The organism is Streptomyces rubiginosohelvolus, from assembly GCF_014649875.1.
In the GTDB taxonomy this organism is placed as follows: Bacteria; Actinomycetota; Actinomycetes; order Streptomycetales; family Streptomycetaceae; genus Streptomyces; species Streptomyces rubiginosohelvolus.
The window spans coordinates 528,992-555,520 of record NZ_BMTW01000001.1; the positions used below are offsets into that span (position 1 = coordinate 528,992).

Genomic DNA, 26,529 nt, shown 5'->3' on the forward strand with positions numbered 1-26,529 from the left:
ACTATAAACGGTTTCCATGACGGAGACACCGACACAGCCACTGTCCTGGAAGCTCGTGATCGACAGCGCCGACCCGCACGCACAGGCCGGGTTCTGGGCGGAGGCCCTGGGCTACGTCGTCGAGGACAACAGCCCGCTGGTCAAGCAGCTGCTCGCGGCCGGAGCCGTGCCCGAGGCCATCACGACCCACGCCCACGGCCGCCGCGCCTGGCTCGACCTGGCGGCGGCCCGGCACCCGGACGACCCGTACGACGAGGTCAGCGGTACGGGGCAGGGGCGGCGGCTGCTGTTCCAGCGGGTACCGGAGCCGAAGACGGTGAAGAACCGCGTCCACATCGACGTGCACTCCGCCCCGGGGCAGCGCGACGCGGAGGCGGAACGGCTGACGGCGCTGGGCGCGCGGGCCCTGCGCGCGGTCGACGAACAGGGCGGAAGCTGGATCGTGATGACCGACCCCGAGGGCAATGAGTTCTGCCTGAACTGAGCACCGGTCCGGCCAGGTCGGGCACCCGGGCCGGGTCGGGCGCCTCACCCGCCGGGCCCGGCCGCCCTCACCTCAGGACGACGGACGCACCTCCCGCAGACCCCGCAGCAGCAGGTCCACCAGCCGCCGCGGATCGTAACGCGGATCGTCGTCCCGCCCCACGCACAGATTCCCGACCCCGCGCATCAGCTCATAGGGCTCGACGCCGGGCCGGGCCTCCCCCGCACCGGCCGCCGCGTCGAGCAACTGCCCGCAGACGGGCACCAGGCGGTCGAGGAAGTAGGCGTGCAGCGCCTCGAAGCCGCCGCTGTCCGAGCGCAGCGCGTCGGCGAGCCCGTGCTTCGTGACCAGGAAGTCGACGAAGAGGTCCACCCACCGCTCCAGCGCGGTGAACGGGGACTCCTCCTCGGCCAGCAGGGCCGGCCCCGCCTCGGCGCAGGCCTCGACCTGGTGGCGGTAGACGGCCACCACCAGGTCCGCCCGGGTCGGGAAGTGCCGGTAGATCGTGCCCATCCCGACCCCGGCCCGCTTGGCGATCTCGCGGATCGGCGCGTCGACCCCCGAGGTCACGAACACCTCGGCGGCGGCAGCGAGCAGCGTCTGCTGATTGCGTACCGCATCGGCCCGCTTCGGCCGTGCGGACGCCCCTCGGGCTTCATCGGCGGCAGCCACCGCGCACCCCTCTCCTCACCTGCTCCGCCGTCACGGGACCCCGCCCGGGAACGGGAATCCATCGCCGGAATCCGTCACCGGGCATCGCCGTTGACAAAACGGAACAGCGCTCCGTATCGTAAATGGAACAACGCTCCGCTTCACTTTAGCCGAAGCCGGACGCTTCCACTCCCCTGCCCTGCCCTCCATCGGATCCGCGGCAGGGGCCTCCCGGAAGGGCTTCCCCATGCGTACACCCTCCCCCGTCCTGTCCGTCGCCCCGCTGGTGCTCCCCACCCCCGACCGGGCCGTGGACCTGGAGCTCCGCGTCTCCCTGCCGCTGCCCCCGACCGGCACCGAGGCGCCCGGGGACGGTGACCGGCTGCCGGTCATCCTGCTCTCGCACGGCCAGGGCCACTCGAACAACCTCTCCTCCCTCAACGGCTACGCCCCCCTCGTCGCCTACTGGGCGGCGCACGGGTTCGCCGTGATCCAGCCGACCCACCTCAGCTCGACGACGCTGAGCCTGCCGCCCGAAACCCCGGGCGCACCCATGTACTGGCGCTCCCGCGCCGAGGACATGTCGCGTCTCATCGACCGGTTCGACGAGATCGAGGCGGGCGTCCCCGGACTCGTCGGCCGCCTGGACCGGGACCGGATCGCCGTCGTCGGGCACTCGATGGGCGCCCACACGGCGGGCCTCCTGCTGGGCGCGAGCCTCACCGATCCCGACGACGGTACGGAGGTGGACCTGGCCGACCCCCGGATCAGGGCGGGCGTGGTGCTGGCCGGACCCGGCCGGGGCGGCGACGCGATCACCCCGCCCATGGCGGAGGCGCTGCCCTTCCTCACCACCACGGACTTCTCCCGGATGACGACGCCCGCACTCGTGGTCAGGGGCGAGAAGGACGAGTCCGCCCATCTGACGGTCATGGGCCCGGACTGGCACGCCGACCCGTACGTCCTCGCCCCCGGTCCCAAGACCCTGCTCACCCTCTTCGCGGCGGAGCACGGCCTGGGCGGGATCTCCGGCTACGACGTCGCCGAGACGACCGACGAGAACCCCGCACGCGTCACCGCGGTCGCCCACCTCACCGCGGCCTACCTGCGCGGCGTGCTGTACGGCGACGACGCCGCGTGGCGGACGGCCGTCGAGACGCACGCGTCGGGCCCGGACGCGTTCGGACGGGTCGAGTCGAAGCAGGGCAGCGGCCGGACCGAGCCGAAGTAGCCGCAAGCGACGCCCGGGGGCGCCCCGCACGGCATCGTCCCCGTCCGCGACTCCAAGAACGTGAGCGGCCCGGCCCTCACCGTCCCCGCCGCCGCGTTCAGCGCCTTCGTCGCGGGCGTCCGGGCCGGAGACCTCGGCACGGCCTGAGCCGCGCGAGCCGTACCGCGTACGACGAAGCCCCGCCGCGCCCGACCCGCGCGGCGGGGCTTCGCCGTTCGGCCCGGGGCCGTACGTCACCGCGGCGCGAAGCCGGGCTTGCGGCGCTCCCGGACGGCGGCCATGGCCTCGGGGAAGTCGGGCCGGGTGAAGGACTCCCGCATGAGCGAGACGGACTCGGCCACGGCCTCGGCCGCGGGCATGCGCAGGCCGTCCAGGATCTGACCCTTGATGACGGCCATGGACGTCGGGGAGCAGGTCTCGGCGAGCCCGCGGGCGTACTCCTGGGCGGCCGCCAGCAGGGTGTCGCGCGGCGCGGTGTGCTGCACCAGCCCCATCCGCAGCGCTTCCTGCGCGCCGACGGCCCGGGAGGACAGCAGCAGGTCGGTGGCGTTGCCGACGCCCACCAGGCGTGGCAGCAGCCAGGCCGCACCGTACTCGGCGATCAGGCCGAACCGGCTGAAGACGGCCGAGACCTGCGCCTCGTCCGCCATGAACCGGACGTCGGCGTACAGGGCGTGCACGAGACCGAGGCCCGCCGCGCTGCCGTTGATCGCCGCGATCAGCGGGGTCCTCATCGTCAGCGGAAGATGCGCCGGGTGTCCGAGGAACGCGTCCGGATCCTCCTGCTGCGGGTCCTGCGGTTCGGAGAGCTGGGCCAGCAGGTCGGGGGTCGCCCCGGAGCAGAAGCTGCTGCGCGCGCCCGTGACGACTACGGCGCGGACCTCGTCGTCGGCGTCGGCCTCGGCCAGGGCGTCGTAGTAGGCGCCGAACATGGCCAGATCCATGCCGTTGCGGCGCTCGGGACGGGCGAAGGTGATCGTCCGCACCGCGCCCTCGGTCCGTATCTCAATGCCCGTCGCACTGCCGGCCATGCCTGCTACCTCCATATGACAGACTACTGACTTCCTTTAGGGACCTGCTTATCATGAAGCCCCTGATGACGAGCGGAGCATTGTTGTGCGACTTCCGAGGCCGCTGGGCCTGTCCGGCCTGAGCACATGGATACCCGAAGCACGCCAGACCGCCCGTGGCGCCGTCGAACAAGGCCTGGTGGAGGCGGACACGGCCGAAGAACTCGGTTACGAGGCACTGCCCGTGGCAGACAAGGCCCCTCCCGAGATGGCGGTGCTGGCGGCGCGCGCGGCCCTGCGGAGCACCGGGACCGCGCCGACCGGGCTGGGCATGGTGCTGCACGCCTGGATGTACTACCAGGGGCACGACCTCTGGTCGCCCCCGCACTACATCGCCGATCAGCTCGGCGCCCGGCGGGCCGAGCCGCTGGGCATCCAGCAGGTCTGCAACGGCGGAGCGGCGGCGGTCGAGGTCGGCGCGGCCCGGCTGCTGGCCGACCCCGGTCTCGGCCCTGTGCTGGTCACGACAGCGGACCGGTTCGCGGCACCCGGCTTCGACCGCTGGCGCGGGGATTACGGGATCGCCTACGGGGACGGCGCCACCGCGCTGCTGCTGCACCCGCTCGACGTGCGCCCCCCGGACCTGCTGCTGCACGCGGTCACCACCGTCGCCGCACCGCAACTGGAGGGGATGCACCGGGGGCGGGACGCGTTCGGCGCGATGCCGCGCTCCGTGAGCGACCGGGTGGACATGCGCCGCACGAAGAAGGCCTTCCTCGAACGGGAGGGCATGGAGGCGTTCACCCGGGCCAGCGCGGAGAGCCTGACGGCGGTCGTGGAGCGCTGCCTCGCCGAGGGCGGGCTGGCGGCCGACAGTCCGCTGCTGCGCTGTGTCGTTCCGCCGCGGCTGGGCGCGAAGACCATCGACCTCGCCTATGCGCCGGCCCTGCGCAAGATGCTGCCGGCCGAGATCCGGACGATGGGCGGGGACACGGGGCACCTGGGCGCGGGGGACGCTGCGGCCAGCCTGGCCGAGCTGTGGGCGGGCCGCGTCCTGTCCCCGGGTGAGTACGCCCTGGTGGTGAGCGCGGGGGCCGGGTTCACCTGGTCGTGCCTGCTGGTGAGCGCCGTCTGACCGCAGGGCGCCGGGGCGCCCGGAACCGGGTGGCCCGCCGGGGAGCCACCCGGTTCACCGCGTCTCGTTCAGCTTCTTGATGGCCCGCTCCAGGTAGTTCTCGAACTGCTCGAACTCCTCCGGGGTGAACTCGGCCCGCAGCCCGTCCTCGACGCGCACGGCCTCCTTGTCCGCCTTCTTCAGCACGGCGCGTCCGGCCCTGGTCAGCTTGTTGACGATGACCTTCTGGTGCAGCGGGGAGGGCTCCCGCTCCATCAGGCCGTGCTTCTCCAGGTTGGCGAGGACCGTCGACATCGTCTGCGGCGTCACCATGCTCTCCCGGGCGAGCTGCGCGGCCGACATCCCGCCCGGGAAGAGCGAGAGCAGCAGCAGCACGGAGTACTGGGGCACGGTCAGGTCGAACTGGCGCATCGCCTGGGTCTTGCGCGCGATCAACGCCTGCTCGGCCCGCTTGATGGTGTTCCCGAGCCGGTCCCCGACCGCCGCCGTCACGGCCGCGCGCGGGTCCTGGGCCTGCTTCGTCGTTCTGGTTTCCGCCATATCAGGAGTCTCCCATGAATGAGCCTACGAATCCTTTGCGGGACGCGTCTGCCGCCGGGGCTGGGGAAGCGCACAGGTGAGCCGGGCGGTACAGACCCGGCGTTCCCGCTCGTCGGAGATGACGATCTCGTACGTGGCGACTCCGCGCCCCACGTGCAGGGGGCGGCAGACGCCCGTCACGAGGCCGGAGCGCACCGCGTGGTGGTGGGTGCAGGAGAGTTCCTGGCCGACGATGATCCGGTCCGGACCGGCGTGCACCCAGGCGGCGAGCGAGCCGAGGGTCTCCGCCAGGACCGCGTTGGCGCCGCCGTGCATGATCCCGATCGGCTGCCGGTTCCCGCGCACCGGCATGGTGCCCACGACGAGGTCCGGTTCGCAGCGGAGGATCTCGATCCCCATGCGGGTCACGAGCTGTTCGTCCAGGTAGTTGGGGAGGACCGGCACCGGCCCCAGACTCGCCGCCGACTGCGTCATTCGACTCTCCATGATCGTACGAGCTCGCATGAGTGTATGTGTTCTGTCTTATGGTAGCTACAGAGATCACGTAAGTGTACTGTTACAGCCCTGTCGAGGAGAGGGAGGCCGCCATGCGCGGTACCGCACTGGGGACGTCCGGCCCGGAGGTCGGCGTCGTGGGTCTGGGCTGCATGGGCATGTCCTGGGCGTACGACGAGCTGGGCAGGGACGACGCGGCCTCCGTGGCGGTCGTCCAACGTGCCGTGGAGCTGGGCTGCACGCTGATCGACACCGCGGACATGTACGGCCCGTTCACCAACGAGGAGCTCGTCGGCCGGGCGCTGCGCGGCCGGCGGGACGAGGTGGTGCTGGCGACCAAGGGCGGTCTGGTGGTGGACGATCCCACGACCTACGCCAGCCACCGCGACGGACGCCCGGAACACCTGCGCGCCGCCTTCGAAGCGAGCCTGAAGCGCCTGGACGTCGACCACGTCGACCTCTACCAACTCCACCGGGTGGACCCGGACGTGCCCGTGGAGGAGAGCTGGGGCGCCCTCGCGGAACTGGTGCGGGAGGGCAAGGTGCGTGCCATCGGCCTCTCGGAGGCGTCGGTCGAGGACATCCGGCGGGCCCAGGCCGTGCACCCCGTGGCCTCCGTGCAGAGCGAACTGTCCTTGTGGAGCCGGGACACGGTCGAGTCGGGAGTCCTCGAATTCTGCCGCGACGAGGGCATCGCCCTCATCGCCTTCTCGCCGCTCGGCCGGGGCTTCCTCTCCGGCCGGATCAGCTCCGCCGACGACCTCCCGGCCATGGACGGCCGCCGTCGGCTGCCCCGCTTCCAGTCCGAGGCGCTGGCCGCGAACCTCGGCATCGTCGACCGGGTCCGGCAGGTCGCGGACCGGCTGGGTGCCACTCCGGCGCAGGTGGCGCTGGCCTGGGTGCTCGCGCAGGGCGAGAACGTCGTGGTGATCCCGGGCACGAAGAACCTGCGCTATCTGGAGGAGAACGCCGGCGCGGCCGCCGTGGAGCTCGACGACGCCGCGCTGGCGGCGCTGAGGGACGTTCCGGCCGCGGTGGGCACGCGCTACTGACCGCGGCAGCGGAGAAGAGGGGGAAGGGTGCGCCTGCGAAGTCTGGGCGACACGGGAACCAAGGTCGGCGCCATCGGCCTCGGCTGCCTGGTCATGAGCCGGCCGCACGAGGGGACCGCCCGTGACGACGGGCGGTCCGTCCGGGTCGTCAACGAGGCCTTGGACCTCGGCGGAAACCTCCTCGACACCGCCGGCCTCCACGACGCCGTTCACCACGAAACCCTGCTCGGCAAGGCCATCGCGGGACGCCGGGAGGAGGCCGTCGTCGCGACGACGTCGGGGGTCGTCCTGGACGGTCCCCGCCCGCGGGCCGTCCGTCGGGACGGCTCACCGGCCCAGCTGCGCGAGGCCGCGGAGGCGAGTCTGCGACGCCTGGACATCGACGTCATCGACCTCTACCACCTCCACCGCATCGACCCCGCGGTGCCGTTGGCGGAGACCTGGGGCGCCCTGGCCGAACTCGTCCAGCAGGGCAAGGTCCGCTGGCTGGGGCTCCCCGGGGCGACCGTGGCGCAGGCCCGCGAGGCGCATGCGATCCACCCGGTGACGGCGGTGCGGTCCGAACTCTCGCTGTGGACGCGCGACGCGCTGGACGGCGGGCCGGACGGCATGGTCGGCTGGTGCGAGAGCGTGGGAGCGAGCTTCATCGCCTCCGCGCCCCTGGGACGGGGCTTCCTCACCGGCACGTTGCGGGCCGGCGGGCTCCGCAGCGGCGACCTCCGGACCTCCGACCCCCGCTTCCACCGCACCGCGATGGAGGCGAACCTGGCCATCGTCGACGTGATCAGAGAGGTGGCCGACCGCCGGTCGGTCACCCCCGCACAGGTCGCCATCGCCTGGATCCTCGCCCAGGGCGAACAGGTCGTGCCGATCCCCGGCACGAGCAACCCCCGCTACCTGCGGGAGAACCTGGCCGCGGCGGAAGTGCGGCTGACCGACGAGGACTTCGCGGACCTCCGTGCGCTGCCCGTCCCCGTCGGCAGCGGCGCCGAGCCGTGAGCGATGAGGCCTCCCGACCGTACGCGGCCGGCGCCGTGTCAGCCTCCGGCGGTCTCGGAGGCCACCAGGGAGCCGGCCGGGCTCGTGCGCGCGCCGAGGGCGGTCAGGCGGTCCAGCGCCTCTCGGTGCTGGGCGTCGCTCTCACTGGCGGTGGCGTCGGAGACGACGGTCACCTCGTAACCGAGACGCAGCGCCGTCGCCGCCGTGGACGCGACGCCGTGCGCGGTGGTCAGGCCGGCCAGCACGAGCTTCGTCACCCCCGTCTGCCGCAGGTGGTCGTGGAGGTCCGTGCCCTCGAACGCGTCGAGGCCGTGCTTGGTCACCACGTGCTCTCCGGCACGGGCCGCGCACGCGGGAACGAACTGGTTGGGGGCCGCGGCGAGCCCTCCGTTCGCGCCGTCGGCACGGACGTACCGGACGAGCACGACGGCTGCGGACTCCGCCGCCGCGAAGTGCTCGCGCAGCCTGCCGCAGGCGTCCGCCACGGCGGCGCCGCTCACCGGCTGCCAGGGCCTGTCGACGATCCACCGTTGCAGATCGACCAGGACAAGTGCCGTGTGCGCGCGGGTCATGAAGTGTTCCCCCGGAAAAAGATGAACAGCGTCCACGGCACACTAGCAAGGAGAAAACCGGGTCAGTGGAGAGGACGATTGCGGCCGACGACGGCCTGCTCCTGTGGGCCGAGACGTTCGGCGACCGTCGTGATCCCGCGGTGCTGCTGGTCATGGGCGCCACCGCGCCGGGCATCGTGTGGCCGGACGAACTGTGCCGACTGCTCGCATCCGCGGGGTACTACGTGGTGCGCTACGACCACCGCGACACCGGGAGATCGGGCAAGTCCCCTGCCGCGTACGACCTTTCGACGATGGCCGCGGACGCCGCGGCGGTGATCGCCGGGCTCGGCGCGGGCCCGGCCCACGTGGTCGGCCAGTCGGCGGGCGGCACGGTCTCCCTGCTGCTCGCCCTCACCCGTCCCGGCCTGGTCCGCTCCCTGGTGCTGCTGTCCAGTTCGCCCGGCACCGACGCCGGTGCGCGGCGGTCGCGGACCGGGCCTTCGGACGCGTCCGAGCCGGAGGCGCGCCCGCCCGCGGCCGGGCCCGAGGAGCGCCGGGCCATGGCGGTCGAGGGCTGGCGCGGACTGGTGGGGGCCGCCGTGCCGTTCGACCGCGCCTACTGGTCGGACCTGGTCGCCCGCGTGGCGGAACACAGCAGCGAACCCGACACCTCCGCCCGCCACGTGACGGCGATGGCGCGCACGCCCGCGCTCACCGACCGCATCACGGCACTCCGCGTGCCGACACTGGTGGTGCACGGCGAGCAGGACCGGGTCTTCCCCGTGGAGCACGGCGAGGCGCTGCGCCGGGCGATTCCGGACGCGCGGCTCCGCCGGATCCCCGGGATGGGACACATTTTCCCTCCGCACTGGTCGTCGACGATCGGCGCACTGATCGTCGGACATCTGCGGCGGAATTCCGGCGGCGGTGAGAAACGTCACCCCGGCGTCCTGCCCCAGGAAATCCTTTGGCCAAAACATGACGTCTACTAGTGTGGCATCCACATGAGTGAAGTCCCCTCATGGAACGCGCAATTCCGGCAAGGAAGCCGCACACCTGCGCGCGGATAAAAACGGGCACGAGCAAGTCAACACAGGCCGACGGGGGAAGGTGAGCTGTGTGACAGGAACGACCACGATCACGGTGGGCAAGGCCGATACATCCGGCTACGGAAACAACTTCGGGATTCTCGGACCGCTTTCCGTTACGGTCCAAGGTAAAGAATTGGCATTGGAATCCGCAAAACTTCGTATTCTGCTGGCAGCGCTGCTGGTGCGAAGTGGAACGGTCGTCAGCAACGAACGTCTCGCCGAATGGCTTTGGGACGAACGGCAGCCGTCCAACCCGCGCGGAACGCTGCACACCTACGTACGGCGCCTGCGCATGCTGCTCGGCGACGCACTCCCGCTGGAGACGGCAGCGGGCGGCTACCGGATCGATGTCCCGGCGGACGAGCTGGACCTCCAGCGCTTCCGCCGGCTGGTCCGGGACGCCCAGCGGGCCGAGGCGCTGGAGGAGCGGGCCCGCCTGCTCGCCTCGGCGCTCGCCACCTGGCGGGGGTCGGCGCTGGAGGATGTTCCGGCGAGCCTGCCGCACCAGGAAGAGTGCCGGTCCATGGAGGACGAGCGACTGGACGCGCTGGAGGCGTACTTCGAGACCGACCTCCAACTCGGCAGGCACGCGCAGCTGGTGCGGGAGGTGCGCGCCGAGGCCATGGACAACCCGCTGCGGGAGAACTTCTGGAGCATGCTGATGCTCGCCCTCTACCGCTCCGGCCGGCAGGCGGAGGCCCTGGACGTCTACCAGCAGGCGCGGCGCAACCTGGTCGAGCAGCTCGGCATCGAGCCGGGCGAGCGGCTGCGCGCCCTGCACACCGGGATCCTGGAGTCGGACCCGGCGCTGGCGGCTCCGGACGGCCCGGGCCCCGGCATCGGCGAGACCGGCCCGGTGCCCGCCCAACTCCCGCCGCTCGGCGCCGGTTTCGTGGGGCGCACCGCCGTGATGGACCGGATCGCGGCAGCGCTCCCGCCGGCGTCCGGGCGCACCAGCGTCCCGGTCGTCGTGCTGTCCGGACCGCCCGGAGTGGGCAAGACGGCGCTGGCGGTGTGCGTCGGCAGACGCGTGCGGCCGGCCTTTCCGGACGGCCAGTTGTACGTGGACCTGAGCGGCTACGACCAGGGAGCGGCCCGTGAGCCGTTGCCGGCCGAGCAGGTGCTCCCGCAGTTCCTGCGCGCGCTCGGGGTGCCGGCGAAGCAGATCCCGGTCGACCTCGTGGAACAGGCGAACCTGTACCGGTCGAAGCTGACCGGCAAGAAGGTGCTGGTGGTGCTGGACAACGCCGCCGGCGCCGACCAGGTGGTCCCGCTCATACCCGGCGACGGCGGCTGCTCCGTGCTGATCACCAGCCGACGGCAACTGCGGTCCCTCGTCGTCACGCACGGAGCCCAGTTGATCCAGGTCGGCACGCTCGCTCCACCCGAGTCGGCGGAGCTGGTCGCGGGCATGATGCGCCAGGCGGCGATGACGATCGAGCCGGAAACGGTGCGCGAGATCACCGCGCTGTGCTCGTATCTGCCGCTGGCCCTGCGGATCGCCGCGGCCAACCTCATCGGTGCTCCGGGCGGGCAGACCGAGGCGTATCTGGAGTGCCTGCGGCGCGGCAACCGCCTCGCCGCGCTGTCCGTCGACGGCGACACGACGTCCGCCGTCTCGACCGCCATCGCCCTGTCCTACGACGCCCTCACGCCGGGCGACCGCGCCATCTACCGGCTCGCCGGACTCTTCCCTGGCTCCGACTTCTCCCCCGTCGCCGTCTCCGTGCTCGCCGACATCAGCGAGGCGCAGGCGCGGGCGGGCCTCGGCCGCCTGGAGATGGCGAGCCTGCTGCAGCAACCCGCCCCCGGCCGCTACCAGTTCCACGACCTGCTGCGCGACTACGCCCGGGACCGCGCCGCCGAGGAACACCCCGAGCGGGAGCGGGCCGAGGCGGTGGAGCGGCTCGGCCGGTGGTACCTCGCGGGTGTCTGCGCCGCAGCCGACGTCCTCCACTCGGAATTCGTCCGGCTCGCCGAACCGCCTTCACCACCGGGGGTGTTCGACGCGCCGAGCCATCACGACGAGAGCCACTCGATGGCCTGGCTGCTGGCCGAGCGGCGCAACCTGATGGCATGCGTGCGCTACTTCGCCGCCCATGGGCCGCACTACCTCTCCTGGCACATCGCCGATGCCCTGCGCGGCTTCTTCTGGACGGGCAAGTACCGGACCGAATGGCGGGAGACGACCCGCACCGCCCTCGCCGCCGCCGAGGCGCACGCCGACGACCGGGGCATCGCGGCGATGCACCGCAGCCTCGCCAACCTCGCCAACACGCTCGGCGACTACGAGTGGGCCCTCGTGCACCAGGAGAAGAGCCTGGCGGTGCACGACCGGCTGGGCATGGCCGAGGAGGCCGCGGCCACGCTCAACAACATGAGTCTCGCCCACCTCAGCCTCGGCCGCGGAGGGCGGGCCCAGGAGGCCGCGCAGCGGGCGCTCGACATCGCGCACACCATCCTCTCGTCGCGCCTGGAGGCCACCGCCAAGGGAGTCCTCGGCTTCATCCACTGGACGCGCGGGGACATCGAGGGGGCGACCGAGTTCCTCACCGCCTCCCTGGCCACCGCCGGCGCCCTCGGGCTGCACCACATCAGCTCGTACAGCCTGCGCAACCTGGGCCTGGTGCACCAGGCGACCGGAGAACTCGGCCAGGCGCGCTCCTACTTCAGCCGGGCGTTGGAGGTCTCCGAGGCCATCGACTCCTCGTACGACCGCAGTGTCTCGCTGTACGGCCTCGCGCTCGTCGACCTGGACACCGGCCACTACGACAGCGCGAGCGAGGCGGCGCAGCGGGCGCTGAGCTCCTTCCAGGAGTGCGGCGACCGCACCTACGAGGTCGAGACGCTGTGCCTGTTGTCGGCCATCAGCGGGAGTCTGGGCTCACCGCGGCGGTCGGCGCGGTACGCGGCCGCGGCACTCGACGGGGCCCGGCAGATCGGCTACGTGGACGGCGAGGCGTACGCACTGGCACGGCTCGCCGTCGCTGACGGGCTCCTCGGCCGTGACGCCGCCGAACACGCGGAGGCGGCCCGCTCGCTGGCCGACTCCAGCACGAACCGGATGGCCCGCAGCAAGATCCTGCTCGACCTGGCCCGGCTCCACCTGGCGCTGAGCGCGCCGGACCGGGCCGAGGAGTGCGCGCGCCAGGTGCTGCGCCTGTCGCAGCCGGGAGCGCAACGGCTGAACATCGCCCGGGCCGAGGAGGTCCTGGGCGTCGTGGCCGCTTCCGGCGGCGACCACGCACGGGCCCACGCCCTCCGGAGCAGCGCGTGGGCGACCTTCACCGAGATCGGCGTCCTCGCGGACGCGGGTCCGCCCGCACGGCTGGACGCGTCGTCGGGCCAGGAGAGGACGGCATCGTGAAGACCGCCGTTCCCCGGGCCGTCGTGCCCACCGCGCCGGAACGCGGACGCCTGCGCCAGATCCTGCTCGCCTCCCTCGGCAACGCCGCGGAGTGGTTCGACTGGACCGTGTACGTGACGTTCGCCGCAGTGCTCGGCCCGCAGTTCTTCCCGTCCGGCGACGGCGCGACGAACGTCCTCGAAACCCTGTCCGTGTTCGCCGTGGGTTTCCTGTTCCGGCCGGTCGGCGGGCTGCTCATCGGCGCCTACTGCGACCGTCGCGGCCGTGCCGCGGGGCTGCGGCTGTCGCTGTTGCTGATGGCGGGCGGCAGTCTGCTGATCGCGCTCGCCCCGGCTCATCGGACCGCCGGCGTGCTGTCCCCGGCGCTGCTGGTGGCGGCCCGGGCCCTGCAGGGGCTGTCCGCGGGCGGCGAGAGCACGGCGATGAGCACCTACGTGACCGAGACGGCGCCGAGGCGCCGGCGCGGGCTGTACTCCAGCGCCATCTACATCAGCACCACGCTGGGCACGCTCACGGCCACCTTCCTCGCGCTCCTGCTGCGCAACACGCTCACACCGGACCAGTTGGCCGACTGGGGGTGGCGGGTTCCCTTCGCGCTCGGCGCCCTGTTCGCTTCGTACGGCTGGTGGATGCGCCGCGGGGTGCGCGAGACACCGGCCTTCGACGCGGTGCGCCAGCACGCGCGCCGTCCCGCCTGGCAGGTGCTGCGCGCGCATCCGCGCCGCGTCGTCCGGGTGGCCGGCTTCTCGCTGGGCGCGACCGTCGTCTACTACACCTTCGCCACCTACCTGCCGCTGTACGCGCAGGTGCACGGCGGGGTACCGGCGAACGCCGCGCTGTGGGCGTCCGTCGCCGCGCAGGTGGTGTTCATGGCCGCGCTGCCCCTGCTCGGGATCGCCACCGACCGCTTCGGGCCACGGCCCATGCTGCTGGTGTTCGGCGGCGGATTCGTCTGTCTGACGCCGGTGCTGTTCGCGGTCATGTCGGGTTCGGCCGTGCGGCTGTTCGCGGTGATGACCGCGGCGCTGCTGCTGTTCGGCTGCTACGCGACGGCCGCGCCGGCGGCGACGTTGTCGATGTTCCCCACCGCGCTGCGCTCCACCGGCGTGGGGCTGCCGTACGCGCTGACGGTGGCGCTGTTCGGCGGCACGGCGCCCTATCTCAACGAGTACCTCGCCGGACTCGGTCACTCCGCCTGGTACCCCTGGTACGTCGTGCTGCTCTGTGCGACGAGCACGGTGTTCTTCCTCCGGTTCCGGGGGACGGCCGATGCGGACCTCACCGCCGCCGAGGACACCGGCCCCGTCCTCGCGGAGGACGGCGCCGTGCGGGGCTGACCCCGGAGGGGGGCTCAGGGGGCCCGGTGTCCTGCCGCGCGGCAGGGCGCCGGGCCTGTTCCGTCTCCTCACTGCTTGCTGGTTCCGGTCGGACGGATCACGTACACCACCCGGTGCTCGGCGTCGGCGGGCGGGCCGTCGAACTCCAGGTCGTAGCGGTCGGCGAGCCGGAGGAAGAAGGCCCCCTCGGGGTCCGGGTCGATGCGCTCGACGGAGCCGCGGATCTCCAGGTAGCGGTAGGGCTGCTCGGGGTCGTTGATGGACACCGAGACGACCGGATGCTGCGTCACGTTGCGGTACTTGTACCGGGTCGTGGTGTTGGTGAAGTACAGGTACTCACCGTCCCAGCCGAACCACATGGGGTTCACCTGCGGCGTACTGTCCGGCCTGATGGTGGCCAGGTGCGCGAAGAGGGGGCGCTCCAGCAGGTCGCGGTGGCTCTCGGGAATGATCGACATGGTGTTCTCCGGTGGACGTCAGGCGGCTTCGTAGGGATGCGGGAGCGTTTCGGCGCGGCTCCCGGTGGTGTCGGCGGGCGTGAGCAGCGGCGCGAAGAGCTCTTCGAGCCGCCGGCGTACGCGCCAGGATTCGCGCGCGGGACAGACCAGGTCGGCGATCCCGTCCGGGCGGACCAGGACGATCCGGGCGGTGTCCGGGCCGCTCCGCGCCCCGGACCGTTCGGCCGTCCACGGCAGCAGGGTTCCGGCGCGGGTCCGCAGGACCTGAACCTCGACCGCCCCGGCGCACCGGTCGCCGGCCCAGGCGGCCAGCCGGGCGGTCGGGCTGCCGTGGGCCGGGTCGCCCACCAGGAGGAGCGTGTGACGCAGGTCGGAGAGTGCCGAGCGCAGCGGTGCCCGCCGGGCGCTCGTGGTGTCCCAGATCCGTCGCTGCGGGACGAGGCCGCCCTCGGTGAACCCTCCGGACCCCGGCCACGGCCGTCCGGCGGGCAGGGCGAGACGCCGCCGGGAGCCGGGCTGCGCGTACACACGGTGCGCTGGCCCGCCAGCCAGGGCAGGTAGTCGAGGTGGAAGAGGCGCAGGGCGGAGGCGACCCGGAGCGCGTTGTCGCGCAGGGCCACCTGGTGCGGTTTGTTCAGCAGCCAGATCCTGGTCTGGGCGTCCGCCTGCCGGATGGCGGCCCGGGCCGTCTGGGCACGCTCGCGTTCGAAGCTCTCCAGCAGCGCCGTGCCGGAGCGGCCGTGCCAGCACAGGGCCAGTTTCCACGCCAGGTTGTGGGCGTCGGCCATGCCGATGTTCAGCCCCTGGCCGCCGGCCGGACTGTGGATGTGCGCGGCGTCGCCCAGCAGGAAGACCCGCCCCTCACGGGTGCGGTCCGCGTGCCGGGAGTGCACCGCGAACACGCTGATCCAGTCCGGGTCGCGCAGGGTGATGCCGCCGGGACCCCGCTCGTCGACCAGCTTCTGGACGGCCGCCAGGTCCACGTCGTCGCGCCGCAGGCCGGGCGGCGCCGAGGTGAAGACCCGGAAGCGGCCGGAGGGCAGTCCACACGTCACCAGGATGCCGCGCGGTGAGCAGAAATAGTGGGTGACGTCCGGCTCCAGCGGTCCGTCGAGCTCGATGTCGGCCACCACGAAGGACAGTTCGTGCGTGGCGCCCTCGAAACCGATGTCCAGGTGCTCCCGGACGCGGCTGCGCGCCCCGTCGGCACCCACCACCCAGGAGAACTCCTCCGTCCGCTCCGTTCCGTCGGGGCCGCGGAGCACCGCCTCGACCGCCGGACCGTCCTGCTGGAATCCGACCAGTTCGGTGCCCCACGCGATCCGCCCGCCGGCCTCGGCCAGCGCGTCCCGGAGCATGGCCTCGACGTCCGGCTGCGGAAGGCAGACCGGTTGCACGTCCGGGTCCCGGAAGCGCAGGTCGGCGATGACCCGGCCCTCGGAGTAGTACCGCATGGCCCGCTGCGGCAGGACGCGCCGCCGTATCTCCTCGTCGGCTCCCATCCGGCGCAGCAGTTCCAGGGTGCGGGGCCAGACGCCGAGGGCCTTCGTGGACGTGCTCGGGCCTTCGGCGCGGTCCACGCAGAGCACCGGGACGCCGCGCCGGGTCAGTTCCACGGCGGCGGTGAGGCCGGACGGGCCGGCTCCGACCACCAGGACGGGACGCTGCTGCGGAGTCGTCATACGCGGGTGGCCTCCTGGGCGGTGGCCTCCTGGGCCGTGGCGTCCTCGGCGGCCGGAGCGGCGGTGGCCGGCTCCGCGCGCTCGCGCAGCATCAGGTAGACGACGACGGTGGCGACGGCGCAGACCGCGGCCAGCAGCCACAGCACGGAGTGCATGGCGCCGGTGTAGCTGTCCGCGAGGAAGTCGCCGAAGCGGTCGCGCAGTCCGGGCTCGACGCTCCGCCCGGCGCGCTCCAGGTCGCCGCTGGCGACGCTGTTGGCCACGCCGGCCGCGTCGCCGGCGGGGAGTCCGTAGCCGCTCAGGCCGTCGGCCACCCGGTTCTGCAGGAGGGAGACCAGGACGGTGCTCATCACCGTGATGGCGACCGCTTCACCGGCGAGCCGCATGGTGTTGAACATGCCCGCGGCCATGCCGGCGCGTTCCGGGGCGACCGAGGTGATCGCCACGCCGTCGATCAGCCCCGCGGAGAGGCCCATGCCGACGCCGATCAGCAGGAGCGGACCGGCCAGCTCCAGCGTGGAGATGCCGGGGCGCAGGACGGTGAGCCAGGCACCGCCGACCGCCACCAGCAGGAGGCTGAGGCTGAGGACGACACGGGTCGACACGCCCAGCTTCACCAGCCGGCTGACGCCGAGCGGCACCACCAGCACCGGCAGGGTGAGGAGCATCATGGTCGCGCCGGCGGCGTCGGCGGAGGCTCCGTTGGCCGCGCTGAACCACGAGGGCAGCAGCACCAGCAGGCAGACGAAGCCGAAGGCGATGGCCACGGGCAGCAGGCAGACGGCCAGGAAGCGGGACTGCCGGAAGAGCGCGAGGTCGAACATGGGGTGCGTCTGACGGCTCTCGGCGACGAGGAACAGGGCGATCAGGAGCGCCGCACCGGCGAACATGCCGATCACCTCGGTGCTGCCCCAGCCGGTCTGCGGTCCCTGGACCACGGCCAGCATCAGCAGGAAGAGGCTGCTGGTGAAGGTGACGGTGCCCCACCAGTCGATCCTGGCGCCCTCGCTGTTGCGGGACTCGCGGATCGAGGGCAGCGCCAGCAGGGCGACGGCGGCGACGAGGGCGTGCACGAAGAACACCCACCGCCAGCCCAGCGTGCCGACGAGGAAGCCGGACACGGACGGGCCGAGGGCCAGGCCGGCGCCCGCCGACGAGCCGAGGATGGCGAACGCCCTTCCGAGCGCGGCTCCTTGGAAGGTGGTGGCCAGGATCGCGCTGCCGCTGGTCATGACGGCGGCGGCGCCGAGCCCGGCCAGACCGCGCATCACATCGAGCAGCAGCACGTTGCCGGCCAGGCCGCTGGCCACCGAGGCGAGAACGAACACGGTCGTTCCGACGGCGAACAGGCGTCGGCGGCCGACGATGTCGGCCAGTGAACCGCAGGCGAGCATGAACGAGGCGAACGCGAGGTTGTAGGCGTTGACCACCCACTGCAGCGGGACGATGTCGGCGTGCAGGTTGGAGGCGATGTCGGGCAGGGCCACCGAGCTGCCGGTCAGTGACGCGGGCAGGATCAGGACGGCCACGCACACCGCGGCGAGGACGATCGTGGGCCGTGCCGTGGCGCGGTCCGAGGTCACTGTGCTCATGTGAGCTGCAATCCCTCCGTGGATGACGTGCAGAGAATCCTTGTGTAAGGACACTAGTTTATATCAGTACCCTGGCACTCATGCGAGCTTTACTTTGAGTGAAAAGGCTGAGCTGATGCCGGCCGTGCCGCCCTGCGGGCGGGACGGCCGGTCAGACGGGGATGCGCTCGGTGCCGGGCACGAGCGCGTTGGACAGCACACGCCAGCCGTGCTCGGCCGCCATCCCGGCGAGCACCGGGTGGTCGCCGACGACCGTGGGCCGGCCCACCAGCCGGAGCATGTCGAGATCGCTCGGGTCGTCGGCGTAGGCGAAGCACTCCCCCGCCGACGCGCCCCGCGCCGCGAGGACGTCGCGTACGGCGGCCCCCTTCGCCGGGCCGAACATCGCCCGCGCGATCCGTCCCGTCAGCAGCCCGGCCGCGTCCACCTCGGGCTCGGTGCACAGCACCAGGTCGATGCCCAGGTCCTCGGTCATCGGCCGCAGGCTCGCGGCCCACGCTCCGGACACGGCCACGGTGAGGTGGCCCTGGCGCTGGTGGTGCCGCAGCTCGCGCAGCGTGGCGTCGACGAACGGGACCCCCCGGCCGCGCAGCCGCGCGTACCAGTCGCGGCCCTGGTGCAGCAGCTCGTCCCACGCGACGCCGGCGACGCCGCGGTAGAACATCGCGCTCACCTCCGCGGGGGCGCCGCCCTCGGCGGCGAACCTGCGGAGCGGATCGGCCATGGCCCGGTACGCCGAGCCGTCCAGGTCGCCCTGTTCGCGCAGCCGGTGGCGCAGCATCGCGAACGGGCTCTTCATCGCGACCAGCGTCTCGTCGATGTCGAAGAAGGCCACCACCGGCGACGGCGTCACGCCGCCCACTGCAGCCCCCCGTTGACCTCCAGCACGTGACCGTTCACGTAGGAGCTGTCCGAGGCGGCGAGGAACACGGCGGCCGCCCCCACCTCCTCCGGCCGTCCCAGCCGTCCGGAGAGCAGCCGCTTGCGGTAGCTCTCCCAGACCCGGTCGTCCGCGGCGACCTGCTTGCCCATGCCCTCGTCGATGTAGCCGGGCGACAGGCAGTTCACCGTGATGCCCTTGTGCGCCAGTTCGAGAGCGGACGCCCGGGTGAACATCTCCACGGCGGCCTTGCTGGCGCTGTAGGCGGCCGCACCGGCCACCGCGCGGCTGGCCACGCAGGACGAGAGGTTGATGATCCGGCCGCCGCCCTGCGCCTGCATCGGGCGGATGGCCGCCCGGGTGCACAGGAAGACCCCGTTGAGGTTGGTGGCGACGGTGGTGTTCCAGTCCGCCGTCGAGAGCCGGCTGATCGTGCCGTCGCGGCTGACTCCGGCGTTGTTGACCAACACGTCGATCCGGCCGAAGGCGGCCACCGCCGCCTCCATCAGCTCCGCCACCGAGTCCTCGTCCGTGACGTCGGTGCGCTGGTAAAGGGCCCGGCCGGGATACCGGTCGATGAGTTCCTTCACGTCGTACGGGTTACGGGCGGCGCAGACGACGTTCGCGCCTTCGGTGAGGAAGCTCTCCGCGATGGTGCGGCCGAGGCCGCGCGTGCCGCCCGTGATGATGGCGGATGTTCCGTCGAGTCTCATGGGTTGCTCTTCCGTCCTCAGTACCAGGTCATGAGCGTGGCGGCGGCGGTCATGCCACCGCCGATGGAGGCCAGCAGGACGCGCTCGCCGCGCTCCAGGGGGCGGTCGTGGTGGGTGTGGTGGAGCGTCAGCGGTACGGAGGCGGCCGCGGTGTTGCCCAGGCTCGGCGCCGTGAGGGCGACCTTGTCCGGGTCGATGCCGGCCTCGGCCGCGAAGGACTCCAGCAGCCGAGTGTTGGCCTGGTGGAAGACGAAGCGGTCCACGTCCTCGATCCGGGCACCGCAGTCCGCGAGGGTCTGGCCGACCACCTTGTGCAGCGTGGTCATCGCGTACTCCCGTACGGCCCGGCCGTCCATCCGGAAGAGGTGCTCGCCCGCAGCGCGGGCCCGCTCGTCCAGCGGGGTCCGGGTGCCGCCGGCCTCGACCTTCACGTAGTCGTGCAGTTCGCCGTTGGCCAGCAGGGTGCCGCCGTGGATTCCGTAGCCCTCCGGCACCGTGCCGAGCACGACCGCGCCCGCGCCGTCGCCGAAGAGGCTGACGGTCTTGCGGTCACCGCGGTCCATGAGCGTGGAGAACAGGTCCGCCCCGACCACCAGGGCGTACTGACCGGGCTGCCCGTCGAGCAGCGCCTTGGCGACGGTGAGCGCGTAGAGGAAGCCGCTGCACACCGCGTTGACGTCGAAGGCGGGCAGGGCCGGCAGGCCGAGGCCCGCCTGCACGATCGCCGCCGTCGACGGCTGCGGGTGGTCGGGGGTGCAGGTGGCGACGATCAGGGCGGCGAGCCGTTCCCCGGCCTCCGGTCCGGCCTCGTCGAGTGCCGCGCGGGCGGCGGGCAGCGCCAGGTCGGACGTCGCCTCGCCGGCCGCCGCGTAACGCCGCTGGAGGATGCCGGTCCGTTCGGCGACCCACTCCTCGGTGACGCCCGCCCAGGCGGCGATCTCCCGGTTGTCCACGATGCGTTCGGGAAGGTGGGCGCCGACTGATATCACGCCGATTGCCATGGATTCAGCCTCTTCTTCCTGCTGTCTGACGGGTGGTCATATGCCCATGCCGAGTCCGCCACCGACCGGCAGCACTACGCCGGTCACGTAGCCGGCCTCGGCACTCGCCAGGAAGCGGACGGCGGCGGCCACTTCCTCGGCCCGGCCGGGCCGTCCCAGCGGTGTCCGGCTCAGGAACTGCTCGCGCCGGGTGTCGCTGAGGTCGCGTGTCATGTCGGTGTCGATCAGCCCGGGCGCCACCACGTTGACGGTGATGCCGCGCGACCCCAGCTCCCAGGCCAGCGAGCGGGCCATGCCGACCAGTCCGGCCTTGGCGGCCGCGTAGTTCGTCTGGCCCGGCGACCCCGTGAAGGCGGCCGACGAGGAGACCAGCACCAGCCGTCCCCAGCGCTCGGCGAGCATGCCCCGGGACGCGTGCTTGGCCAGCCGGATCACCGCACGGAGGTTGGTGTCGAGCACCGCGTCCACGTCGTCGTCGGCCATCGACAGCAGGAGCGCGTCCCGGGTGATGCCGGCGTTGGCCACCAGCACCTCCACCGGCCCCTGCTCGGCGGCCACCTTCTCGAACAGCCGCGACACCGCCTCGGGATCGGTGATGTCGCAGGCCACCCCGTACAGGCCGGGCGGCGCCCCGCTGCTGTGGTGGGTGACCGCCACCCGGTCGCCCTGCGCGGCCAGGTCCCGGGCGATGGCGAGGCCGATGCCGCGGTTGCCTCCGGTGACCAGGACGGAGCGGCCGGTGCGCGTCATGCCGCCGTCACCACCACGGCGGCGTTCTGCCCGCCGAACCCGAAGGAGTTCGACATCGCCGCGCCGATCGTCGCCGTGCGCGGCGCCCCGGCGACGACATCGATCTCCACCTGGGGATCGACGCGCTCCAGGTTCGCGGTCGGCGGTACGGAACCCTGCTCGACCGCCAGTACCGTGTACGCGGCCTCGACGGCGCCGGCCGCGCCGATCAGGTGGCCGATCACTCCCTTGGTCGAGGTGACCAGGGGGTGGTCGCCGATGACCCGGCGGATGACGGCGGCCTCGGTGACATCGTTCTTCGGCGTCGACGTGCCGTGCGCGTTGACGTGCGCCACCTCCGCCGGGTCGAGGCAGGCGTCGGCCAGCGCCGCGCGCATCGCCCGCTCCGCCCCGTCGCCCGTCGGATGCGGGGCGGAGGCGTGGAAGCCGTCCGCCGACGCTCCGAAGCCGCTGATCCTGGCGCGGACCCTGGCCCCTCGGGCGTGCGCGTCGGCCTCCCGTTCGAGCACCAGAACGCCGGCGCCCTCACCGGCGACGAAGCCGTCGCGGTGCGCGTCGAACGGGCGGGACGCGGCCGCCGGGTCCTCGGCACGCCGGGAGAGCGCGCCCATCTTGTGCAGGCTGGCCATGCCGGTGCGGGTGAGCGCCGCCTCCGAGCCGCCGGCCAGCACCACGTCGCAGAGTCCGGCCTCCAGCAGCATCCGGCCGATACCGATGGCGGTGGTGCCGGAGGCGCACGCGGTCGACACCACCTGGTTCGGCCCCAGCGCCTGGCAGTCCATGGCGATGTGACCGGCCGTCATGTTCACCGGCGCCGTCACCATGAGCTGCGGCGAGACCACCGTCGGTCCGCTGCTCAGGTAGGTCTCGTGCTCGCGCTCGAAACTGGCGGAGCCGCCGAACGAGGTGCCGATCACCACGGCGACCCGTGCGCCGTCCCAGACCTGCGGGTCGAGGCCGGCGTCCGAGACGGCCAGCCGTGCGGCGGTGACGCCGAGCTGGCTGACCCGGTCCATCCGCAGCGCCGTGCGTCGGCCGAGTTCCGCCGCCGGGTCGAAGTCTTCGACCCGGCAGGAGAAGTCGACGGCCATGCCCTCCAGCCCGGGACTTCTGCTCGCGGTGGATAGGCCGTCCCAGATCCGGGCCACGTTGGCCTTCACCCCGGTCCCAGCCGGCGTGATGAGTCCCAGTCCGGTGACGGCCACGTCGAACCGGCGACGGCGTACGGCGGTCACGAAGCCGCCTTGAGCCGGCCGTCGAGGGTGCCGACAACCTCGCCGACGGTGCGCTCGGGCGCGAGCTGGAGCTCGTCGAGCACCACGCCGAACTCCTTCTCCACGGCGACGCTGATCTCGACGATCAGGAGCGAGTCGAGGTCGAGGGATTCGAGCGTGGTGCCCTCGGTGAGGGACTCGGTCTCCACGCCGATCTTGGCGCCGAGCAGGGAGTAGAAGCGGTCCTGGACGTCGTTCATGTCGGTTCTCCTGTCGATGGGTCGGTCGTCCGGGCGGTTCTCCGCCCGGGAGGTCTCTTCGGTTCGGGGCGGCTGACCACGGCCGCGGTGAAGGTGAATCCGCCACCGCCGTTCAGCACGAGGGCGTACTGTCCCGGCTCCAGCCGGTCGCCGATGGCGAGGTCGGCGAGCGAGGCGTTCAGGTCGCCGGCTCCCAGGTGGCCGGTGGCCCGCCCGAGGTCCAGCAGCGGCGCCGCGACGGACTCCGTCAATGGCGGTACGTACGCCTCCGCCATCGCCTTGGCGCCCAGCCGCGGCAGCACGGCGTGACGCAGTCGCGGATCGTCCGGTGCGAGGCCGCAGGAGGCGAGCGCCTCGCGGACGGCTTCCCGGATGCGGTCGTGCGCGAGCTTGGTGAAGTGGTCGACGCCGATGGACCGGACGAAGTGGCGCTTGGGACGCCGGACGTCGATCATCGGGCCGTGTCCGAGCGGGTCCGCGTTCAGCTCGTCCTCGCCGCGGTGCATGACCTCCAGCTCGGAGGCCACCGTGGTCGCCAGGGCGTGCAGGGTGAGGTCCGAAGGCAGCTCGTCACCGCGGTGCACCAGCACCGCCGTGCCAGCGTCGCCCGCGGCCATGCCGTAGTCGGTGCGCCAGCGGTGCCAGCTCGGCATGAGGAACCGGTCGCCGGTGGTCACCAGGGCCGGCCCGGCCTGCGGGTCGCCCTGGAGCCGGGAGACGGCCAGCTCGATGCCGATGGCTCCCCCGTTGCACTGCTGCAGCAGTCCGATCGGCACCGCGTGGTGCGCGCTCAGCCGGTCGGCGATGTAGTGGGACGCCGACCACGCGTCGTGCCCCTGATGGTGCACGCTCGCGTGCAGCACCATCGACAGCGTCCGTGCCGGGCAGTCGCCCCGCTCCAGCACGCGCTGCCCGGCGGCCACGGCCATGTCCGGCGGCGCGGTCTCCGCGCTGACCGGCAGCGCCGTGTATCCCAGGTCGGCCGCGGTGCGCCGGTCCACGTCCCCGGCGGCCAGGGCCTCCTCGACGGTCTGCCTCTCCGACGGGTACCAGGCCGCGCACACGAGCCCGTAGGTTCCGCTCAGCCGCATCAAAGGACACCGGCAGGGGCCGCGGAAACGGGAGCCGCCGACGGCTCAAGGACCGTGACCTCGCAGTCGCAGGCGGTCGCCCCGTCCTGCTCGAACAGCACGCGCACCGAGCGGCTGTGGCCGGCCTGCTCCACCCGCGCGGACACCTCCGTCGGGCTGTCCAGCTCGACGAAGCGTCCGAACCGGGCACTCAGCGCGCTCACCCGCCAGGGCCCGGTCATCCCGCCGGCCTCCTCCACCGTCTCCGGCGCGATCGCCGACAGGGCGGCCTGCCGGGCGGCTTCCAGCAGCGCGGTCGCCGGTACGTGGTCGAGCGGGTGGTCGTAGAACACCGGGTGCGCGACCGGTACATCGAGGTCCGCCACGGTCCGTCCGCCGGCGCGGCGCACCGTCGACAGGACGACGTTCTCCTCCAGCGCCCGCCCCGCCCGGCGGCCGTCCGCGGGGGTGCCGCCCACGCGCGGCGGCATGGTGTCGGACAGCGGCGCCACCGAGCTGCGGCGCCGGGTCCGGAAGCTCTCGTAGCCGGCCCGTGACGGATACCCGGCGACCACCGTGCTGCTCGCCGCTCGGCGCCCGGCGAGGTACAGCTCGGTCACCAGCGTCGCGCCGAGCAGGGACTCTCCACGCCGCTTCGGGTCCCGGACCTCGATGACCATCGTCAGCTCGTCGGAGCCGGTCCCGGGCTGCGGGTGCGCCGGTTCGCCGTCGAGCGCGATGGACCACTCCGCGATGAGGAACGCCGTGTCCGACGGCACCCCGAGGTGACGGTGGGCCACCAGGGTTCCGGCCTGTCGCGAGCACTCCAGGAGCAGCATCGGGTCGACGTACGCCGAGGGCACCGGGTCGTCGTTGAAGTAGCGGTGGGCGGACGGCAGCCGCGCCGCGACGGCGAAGCGGCCGTCGTCCAGCGCGACATGGTCGGTGACGAAGACCTCGTCGGCCGCGTGCCGGTGCACCAGCGACCGCTCCAACGGCGCGTCGAACCGCAGCCGCCGCTCACCGTCGACCTGAGTCATCGACCTGCTCCCTTCACATCGGTCACGCTGTGGCGCCTGCGCGGAACACCGGTGGTCCGGCGCGGCCCGGCGGCGGAATCCGGACGCCGGGCGACGTCATGTCTCGTCGCTGTCATCCGCGGGCACTCCTCCCCGTGGGAGACCGGTGACGTGTGCACCGCTCTCGCTGTCTCGTCGTGGTGTGCCGCGTGCATCGAACTCCGCGGCCGACTGAGCGAGAAGCTAGCCCCGGCGTCTTTCGCGCTGCTGTCGGAGCGTGTAAGCGACGGCTCCGGGCGCGTGGTCGCCGCTGGTCAGGAGCGTGCCCCGGCGTGGCCTCACCCCCTTGCCCTCAACCGCGCTTGAGGTCCTACGGTCGCCGTGAGGCCCGTACGACCGGCCCGGCCACCACGCCATCGAGGGAGCATCCGCCATGCCCGATCAGCAGCTCAGCGACGCCGAACTCGCCGCACAGCCCGCCGCCTACTGGACCGGGGTCGCCCACGAGGCGCTGATCGCGTACACCCGGGAGCGGCAGGCCGAGAAGGGGTACACCCAGCCCCAGTTCTGGCTGCTGCGCAATCTGTCGGCCGCCGACATCTCACCCGACGGCGCGGGAATGACCCTCCCCGAGCTTCAGCGGGCCATGGCCTCGTACATCCGGCCCGAGGACGACCTCGCGGTCGAGGCCGAGGCGCTCGTACGGAAGGGCCGGCTGCGGCGGGACGCGGAGGACCGGCTGTGGATCACGGAGGAGGGGGAGCAGGCGCGCCTGGACCTCAAGCGCAACGCTCCCGCGATCCGCGCCGCGCTCCACGCGGGGATCCCCGACGCGGACTACGTCACCACCGTGAAGGTGCTGCGGCAGCTGGTGCGTAACGCGGGAGGGACAGCCGCCTGAAAGCCCCGTATCCGGTCCAGCCCTCGCGGGCAAGCGGCCGTTCGGGGGCTTCCCGGACACGACCTAGGCTGGGGCCATGCCCACGCCCCCCGCATATGCCCTCGTCGCCACGGACCTGGACGGCACCCTGCTGCGCCCCGACGACACCGTCAGCGCCCGGTCCCGTGCCGCGCTCGGTCTCGCCGCCGCCTCGGGCGCCCGGCATCTGATCGTGACCGGGCGGCCCGTCCCGGGGATACGGTCGCTGCTCGCGGACCTCGCGTACACCGGGCTCGTCGTCTGCGGGCAGGGCACCCAGCTCTACGACGCGGACGCCGGGCGGCTGCTGCGCTCCGTCGCCCTGGACCGGGAGGCCGCCGACACCGCGCTCGGCAAGATCGAGGCGGAGGTGGGGGCCGTGTTCGCCGCCGTGGACCAGGACGGCGTGGACGGGGTGACCCTGATCGAGGCCGGCTACCGGATGCCGAATCCGACCCTGCCCGCCCAACGCGTCGGCTCCCGCGAGGCGTTGTGGGCGCGGCCCGTCATCAAGGTGCTGGTGCGCCACCCGGAGCTGGGCGACGACGCGCTGGCCGCCGTCGCACGCGGGGCCGTGGGCGATCTGGCGACGGTGACCATGGCGGGGCCCGGCACGGTGGAGCTGGCTCCGCGCGGGGTGGACAAGGGCACGGGTCTCGCGGCGGCCGCCGAGCTGCTGGGCATCGGGGCCGAGCGGACCGTCGCGTTCGGCGACATGCCCAACGACCTGCCGATGTTCGCCGGTTCGGGCCTCCGGGTGGCCATGGGCAACGCCCACCCGGAGCTGCGCGCGGCGGCCGACGAGGTGACCCTGTCGAACGCGGAGGACGGCGTCGCGGTGGTCCTGGAGCGGCTGTTCGGCACCGGGGGCCGTGACGGGCAGAGCCCCGGCCTCTAGTTTGGTCTAGACCAAGACGGGTAGGCTGCGGTCGCCCGCGTGGCGACCCCACCGCCACGCGCGGCGCTTGACATGCCCCTGCCCTCACCTGCTCCGTAACGGCAGGCGGGCGGGCCCCCACGGACCC

Annotated in this window: 26 protein-coding genes and 1 pseudogene; 11 read left to right on the forward strand and 16 right to left on the reverse strand. The window is 72.7% G+C overall.

The window, feature by feature from the left end:
* The first annotated feature begins 16 nt into the window (after positions 1–16).
* Positions 17–484 (forward strand): VOC family protein, encoded by a 468-nt coding sequence (locus IE134_RS02515; protein WP_189429462.1) that lies wholly within the window; start codon positions 17–19, stop codon positions 482–484.
* Between the two features lie 72 nt (positions 485–556).
* Here the strand turns inward: IE134_RS02515 and IE134_RS02520 are convergent, their stop codons facing one another.
* Positions 557–1,156, reverse strand: coding sequence for a TetR/AcrR family transcriptional regulator (locus tag IE134_RS02520; RefSeq protein ID WP_098016418.1), 600 nt, complete (start codon positions 1,154–1,156; stop codon positions 557–559).
* A gap of 226 nt (positions 1,157–1,382) precedes the next feature.
* Between IE134_RS02520 and IE134_RS02525 the strand changes: the two genes are divergently transcribed.
* Both IE134_RS02525 and IE134_RS02530 read left to right on the forward strand, forming a co-directional pair.
* Positions 1,383–2,366: an alpha/beta hydrolase family protein gene (locus tag IE134_RS02525; protein ID WP_030709261.1), complete on the forward strand. Its 984-nt coding sequence runs from the start codon at positions 1,383–1,385 to the stop codon at positions 2,364–2,366.
* 6 nt (positions 2,367–2,372) lie between these two features.
* Positions 2,373–2,513: pseudogene (locus IE134_RS02530) on the forward strand (DUF397 domain-containing protein); the annotation flags it as partial.
* A gap of 86 nt (positions 2,514–2,599) precedes the next feature.
* Here IE134_RS02530 and IE134_RS02535 read toward each other — a convergent pair.
* A complete protein-coding gene (locus IE134_RS02535; protein ID WP_218924107.1) occupies positions 2,600–3,397 on the reverse strand; it encodes an enoyl-CoA hydratase-related protein in 798 nt (265 codons plus the stop codon).
* An 85-nt stretch (positions 3,398–3,482) separates the two neighbouring features.
* On the opposite strand from IE134_RS02535, the gene IE134_RS34415 reads away from it, so the two are divergent.
* Positions 3,483–4,511 carry a 3-oxoacyl-[acyl-carrier-protein] synthase III C-terminal domain-containing protein gene (locus IE134_RS34415; protein ID WP_107047122.1) on the forward strand — a complete coding sequence of 343 codons (1,029 nt, stop codon included), beginning with the start codon at positions 3,483–3,485 and terminating at the stop codon, positions 4,509–4,511.
* Between the two features lie 54 nt (positions 4,512–4,565).
* On the opposite strand, the gene IE134_RS02545 is transcribed toward IE134_RS34415, so the two are convergent.
* On the reverse strand, positions 4,566–5,051 hold the full coding sequence (locus tag IE134_RS02545; protein ID WP_078614328.1) for a MarR family winged helix-turn-helix transcriptional regulator: 486 nt from the start codon (positions 5,049–5,051) through the stop codon (positions 4,566–4,568).
* Between the two features lie 24 nt (positions 5,052–5,075).
* Positions 5,076–5,525: a hotdog fold thioesterase gene (locus tag IE134_RS02550; RefSeq protein WP_030709270.1), complete on the reverse strand. Its 450-nt coding sequence runs from the start codon at positions 5,523–5,525 to the stop codon at positions 5,076–5,078.
* A 113-nt stretch (positions 5,526–5,638) separates the two neighbouring features.
* On the opposite strand from IE134_RS02550, the gene IE134_RS02555 reads away from it, so the two are divergent.
* Both IE134_RS02555 and IE134_RS02560 read left to right on the forward strand, forming a co-directional pair.
* Positions 5,639–6,598: an aldo/keto reductase gene (locus tag IE134_RS02555; protein WP_189429464.1), complete on the forward strand. Its 960-nt coding sequence runs from the start codon at positions 5,639–5,641 to the stop codon at positions 6,596–6,598.
* Positions 6,599–6,625: 27 nt separating this feature from the next.
* Complete coding sequence (locus tag IE134_RS02560) at positions 6,626–7,597, forward strand: aldo/keto reductase (RefSeq protein WP_229823270.1); 972 nt, start codon at positions 6,626–6,628, stop codon at positions 7,595–7,597.
* Between the two features lie 38 nt (positions 7,598–7,635).
* Here the strand turns inward: IE134_RS02560 and IE134_RS02565 are convergent, their stop codons facing one another.
* Positions 7,636–8,169 (reverse strand): cysteine hydrolase family protein, encoded by a 534-nt coding sequence (locus tag IE134_RS02565; RefSeq protein ID WP_189429466.1) that lies wholly within the window; start codon positions 8,167–8,169, stop codon positions 7,636–7,638.
* 65 nt (positions 8,170–8,234) lie between these two features.
* On the opposite strand from IE134_RS02565, the gene IE134_RS02570 reads away from it, so the two are divergent.
* The 3 genes from IE134_RS02570 (at position 8,235) to IE134_RS02580 (ending at position 13,946) form a co-directional block, all read left to right on the forward strand.
* Positions 8,235–9,143 carry an alpha/beta fold hydrolase gene (locus IE134_RS02570; RefSeq protein ID WP_189429468.1) on the forward strand — a complete coding sequence of 303 codons (909 nt, stop codon included), beginning with the start codon at positions 8,235–8,237 and terminating at the stop codon, positions 9,141–9,143.
* 238 nt (positions 9,144–9,381) lie between these two features.
* Positions 9,382–12,609, forward strand: a complete 3,228-nt coding sequence (locus IE134_RS02575) for an AfsR/SARP family transcriptional regulator (protein ID WP_189845916.1) — start codon at positions 9,382–9,384, stop codon at positions 12,607–12,609.
* On the forward strand, positions 12,606–13,946 hold the full coding sequence (locus IE134_RS02580) for an MFS transporter (protein WP_179887966.1): 1,341 nt from the start codon (positions 12,606–12,608) through the stop codon (positions 13,944–13,946). The genes IE134_RS02575 and IE134_RS02580 overlap by 4 nt, the downstream gene beginning before the upstream one ends.
* 68 nt (positions 13,947–14,014) lie before the next feature.
* Here the strand turns inward: IE134_RS02580 and IE134_RS02585 are convergent, their stop codons facing one another.
* The 11 genes from IE134_RS02585 to IE134_RS02635 form a co-directional block, all read right to left on the reverse strand.
* The gene (locus IE134_RS02585) at positions 14,015–14,404 is read right to left on the reverse strand and encodes a PPOX class F420-dependent oxidoreductase (RefSeq protein ID WP_030709285.1); all 390 of its coding nucleotides are present in this window, start codon (positions 14,402–14,404) and stop codon (positions 14,015–14,017) included.
* Positions 14,311–16,086 (reverse strand): FAD-dependent oxidoreductase, encoded by a 1,776-nt coding sequence (locus IE134_RS02590; protein ID WP_189429469.1) that lies wholly within the window; start codon positions 16,084–16,086, stop codon positions 14,311–14,313. Before IE134_RS02590 ends, IE134_RS02585 begins: the two co-directional genes overlap by 94 nt.
* Positions 16,083–17,678, reverse strand: a complete 1,596-nt coding sequence (locus tag IE134_RS02595; protein ID WP_078614331.1) for an MFS transporter — start codon at positions 17,676–17,678, stop codon at positions 16,083–16,085. Before IE134_RS02595 ends, IE134_RS02590 begins: the two co-directional genes overlap by 4 nt.
* Before the next feature lie 151 nt (positions 17,679–17,829).
* Positions 17,830–18,531: an HAD family hydrolase gene (locus IE134_RS02600; protein ID WP_126930935.1), complete on the reverse strand. Its 702-nt coding sequence runs from the start codon at positions 18,529–18,531 to the stop codon at positions 17,830–17,832.
* Positions 18,528–19,271, reverse strand: coding sequence for an SDR family NAD(P)-dependent oxidoreductase (locus IE134_RS02605; RefSeq protein ID WP_126930936.1), 744 nt, complete (start codon positions 19,269–19,271; stop codon positions 18,528–18,530). Before IE134_RS02605 ends, IE134_RS02600 begins: the two co-directional genes overlap by 4 nt.
* Positions 19,272–19,288: 17 nt before the next feature.
* A complete protein-coding gene (locus IE134_RS02610; protein WP_030709296.1) occupies positions 19,289–20,272 on the reverse strand; it encodes a 3-oxoacyl-ACP synthase III family protein in 984 nt (327 codons plus the stop codon).
* 36 nt (positions 20,273–20,308) lie between these two features.
* On the reverse strand, positions 20,309–21,022 hold the full coding sequence (gene fabG, locus IE134_RS02615) for a 3-oxoacyl-ACP reductase FabG (RefSeq protein WP_098016413.1): 714 nt from the start codon (positions 21,020–21,022) through the stop codon (positions 20,309–20,311).
* Positions 21,019–22,257 (reverse strand): beta-ketoacyl-[acyl-carrier-protein] synthase family protein, encoded by a 1,239-nt coding sequence (locus IE134_RS02620; RefSeq protein WP_229823271.1) that lies wholly within the window; start codon positions 22,255–22,257, stop codon positions 21,019–21,021. The genes fabG and IE134_RS02620 overlap by 4 nt, the downstream gene beginning before the upstream one ends.
* Positions 22,254–22,496: a phosphopantetheine-binding protein gene (locus tag IE134_RS02625; protein WP_030709301.1), complete on the reverse strand. Its 243-nt coding sequence runs from the start codon at positions 22,494–22,496 to the stop codon at positions 22,254–22,256. Before IE134_RS02625 ends, IE134_RS02620 begins: the two co-directional genes overlap by 4 nt.
* Entirely contained in the window at positions 22,493–23,587 is a 1,095-nt protein-coding gene (locus IE134_RS02630) for a ketoacyl-ACP synthase III family protein (RefSeq protein ID WP_050513589.1), read from the reverse strand. The genes IE134_RS02625 and IE134_RS02630 overlap by 4 nt, the downstream gene beginning before the upstream one ends.
* The gene (locus IE134_RS02635; protein ID WP_189429471.1) at positions 23,587–24,606 is read right to left on the reverse strand and encodes a ScbA/BarX family gamma-butyrolactone biosynthesis protein; all 1,020 of its coding nucleotides are present in this window, start codon (positions 24,604–24,606) and stop codon (positions 23,587–23,589) included. The genes IE134_RS02630 and IE134_RS02635 overlap by 1 nt, the downstream gene beginning before the upstream one ends.
* A gap of 412 nt (positions 24,607–25,018) precedes the next feature.
* Here IE134_RS02635 and IE134_RS02640 point away from each other — a divergent pair, with 412 nt between their 5' ends.
* Both IE134_RS02640 and IE134_RS02645 read left to right on the forward strand, forming a co-directional pair.
* Positions 25,019–25,486 carry a winged helix DNA-binding protein gene (locus tag IE134_RS02640; RefSeq protein WP_030709307.1) on the forward strand — a complete coding sequence of 156 codons (468 nt, stop codon included), beginning with the start codon at positions 25,019–25,021 and terminating at the stop codon, positions 25,484–25,486.
* Positions 25,487–25,562: 76 nt separating this feature from the next.
* Positions 25,563–26,402 (forward strand): HAD family hydrolase, encoded by an 840-nt coding sequence (locus tag IE134_RS02645; RefSeq protein WP_030709309.1) that lies wholly within the window; start codon positions 25,563–25,565, stop codon positions 26,400–26,402.
* The last annotated feature ends 127 nt before the right edge of the window (positions 26,403–26,529 follow it).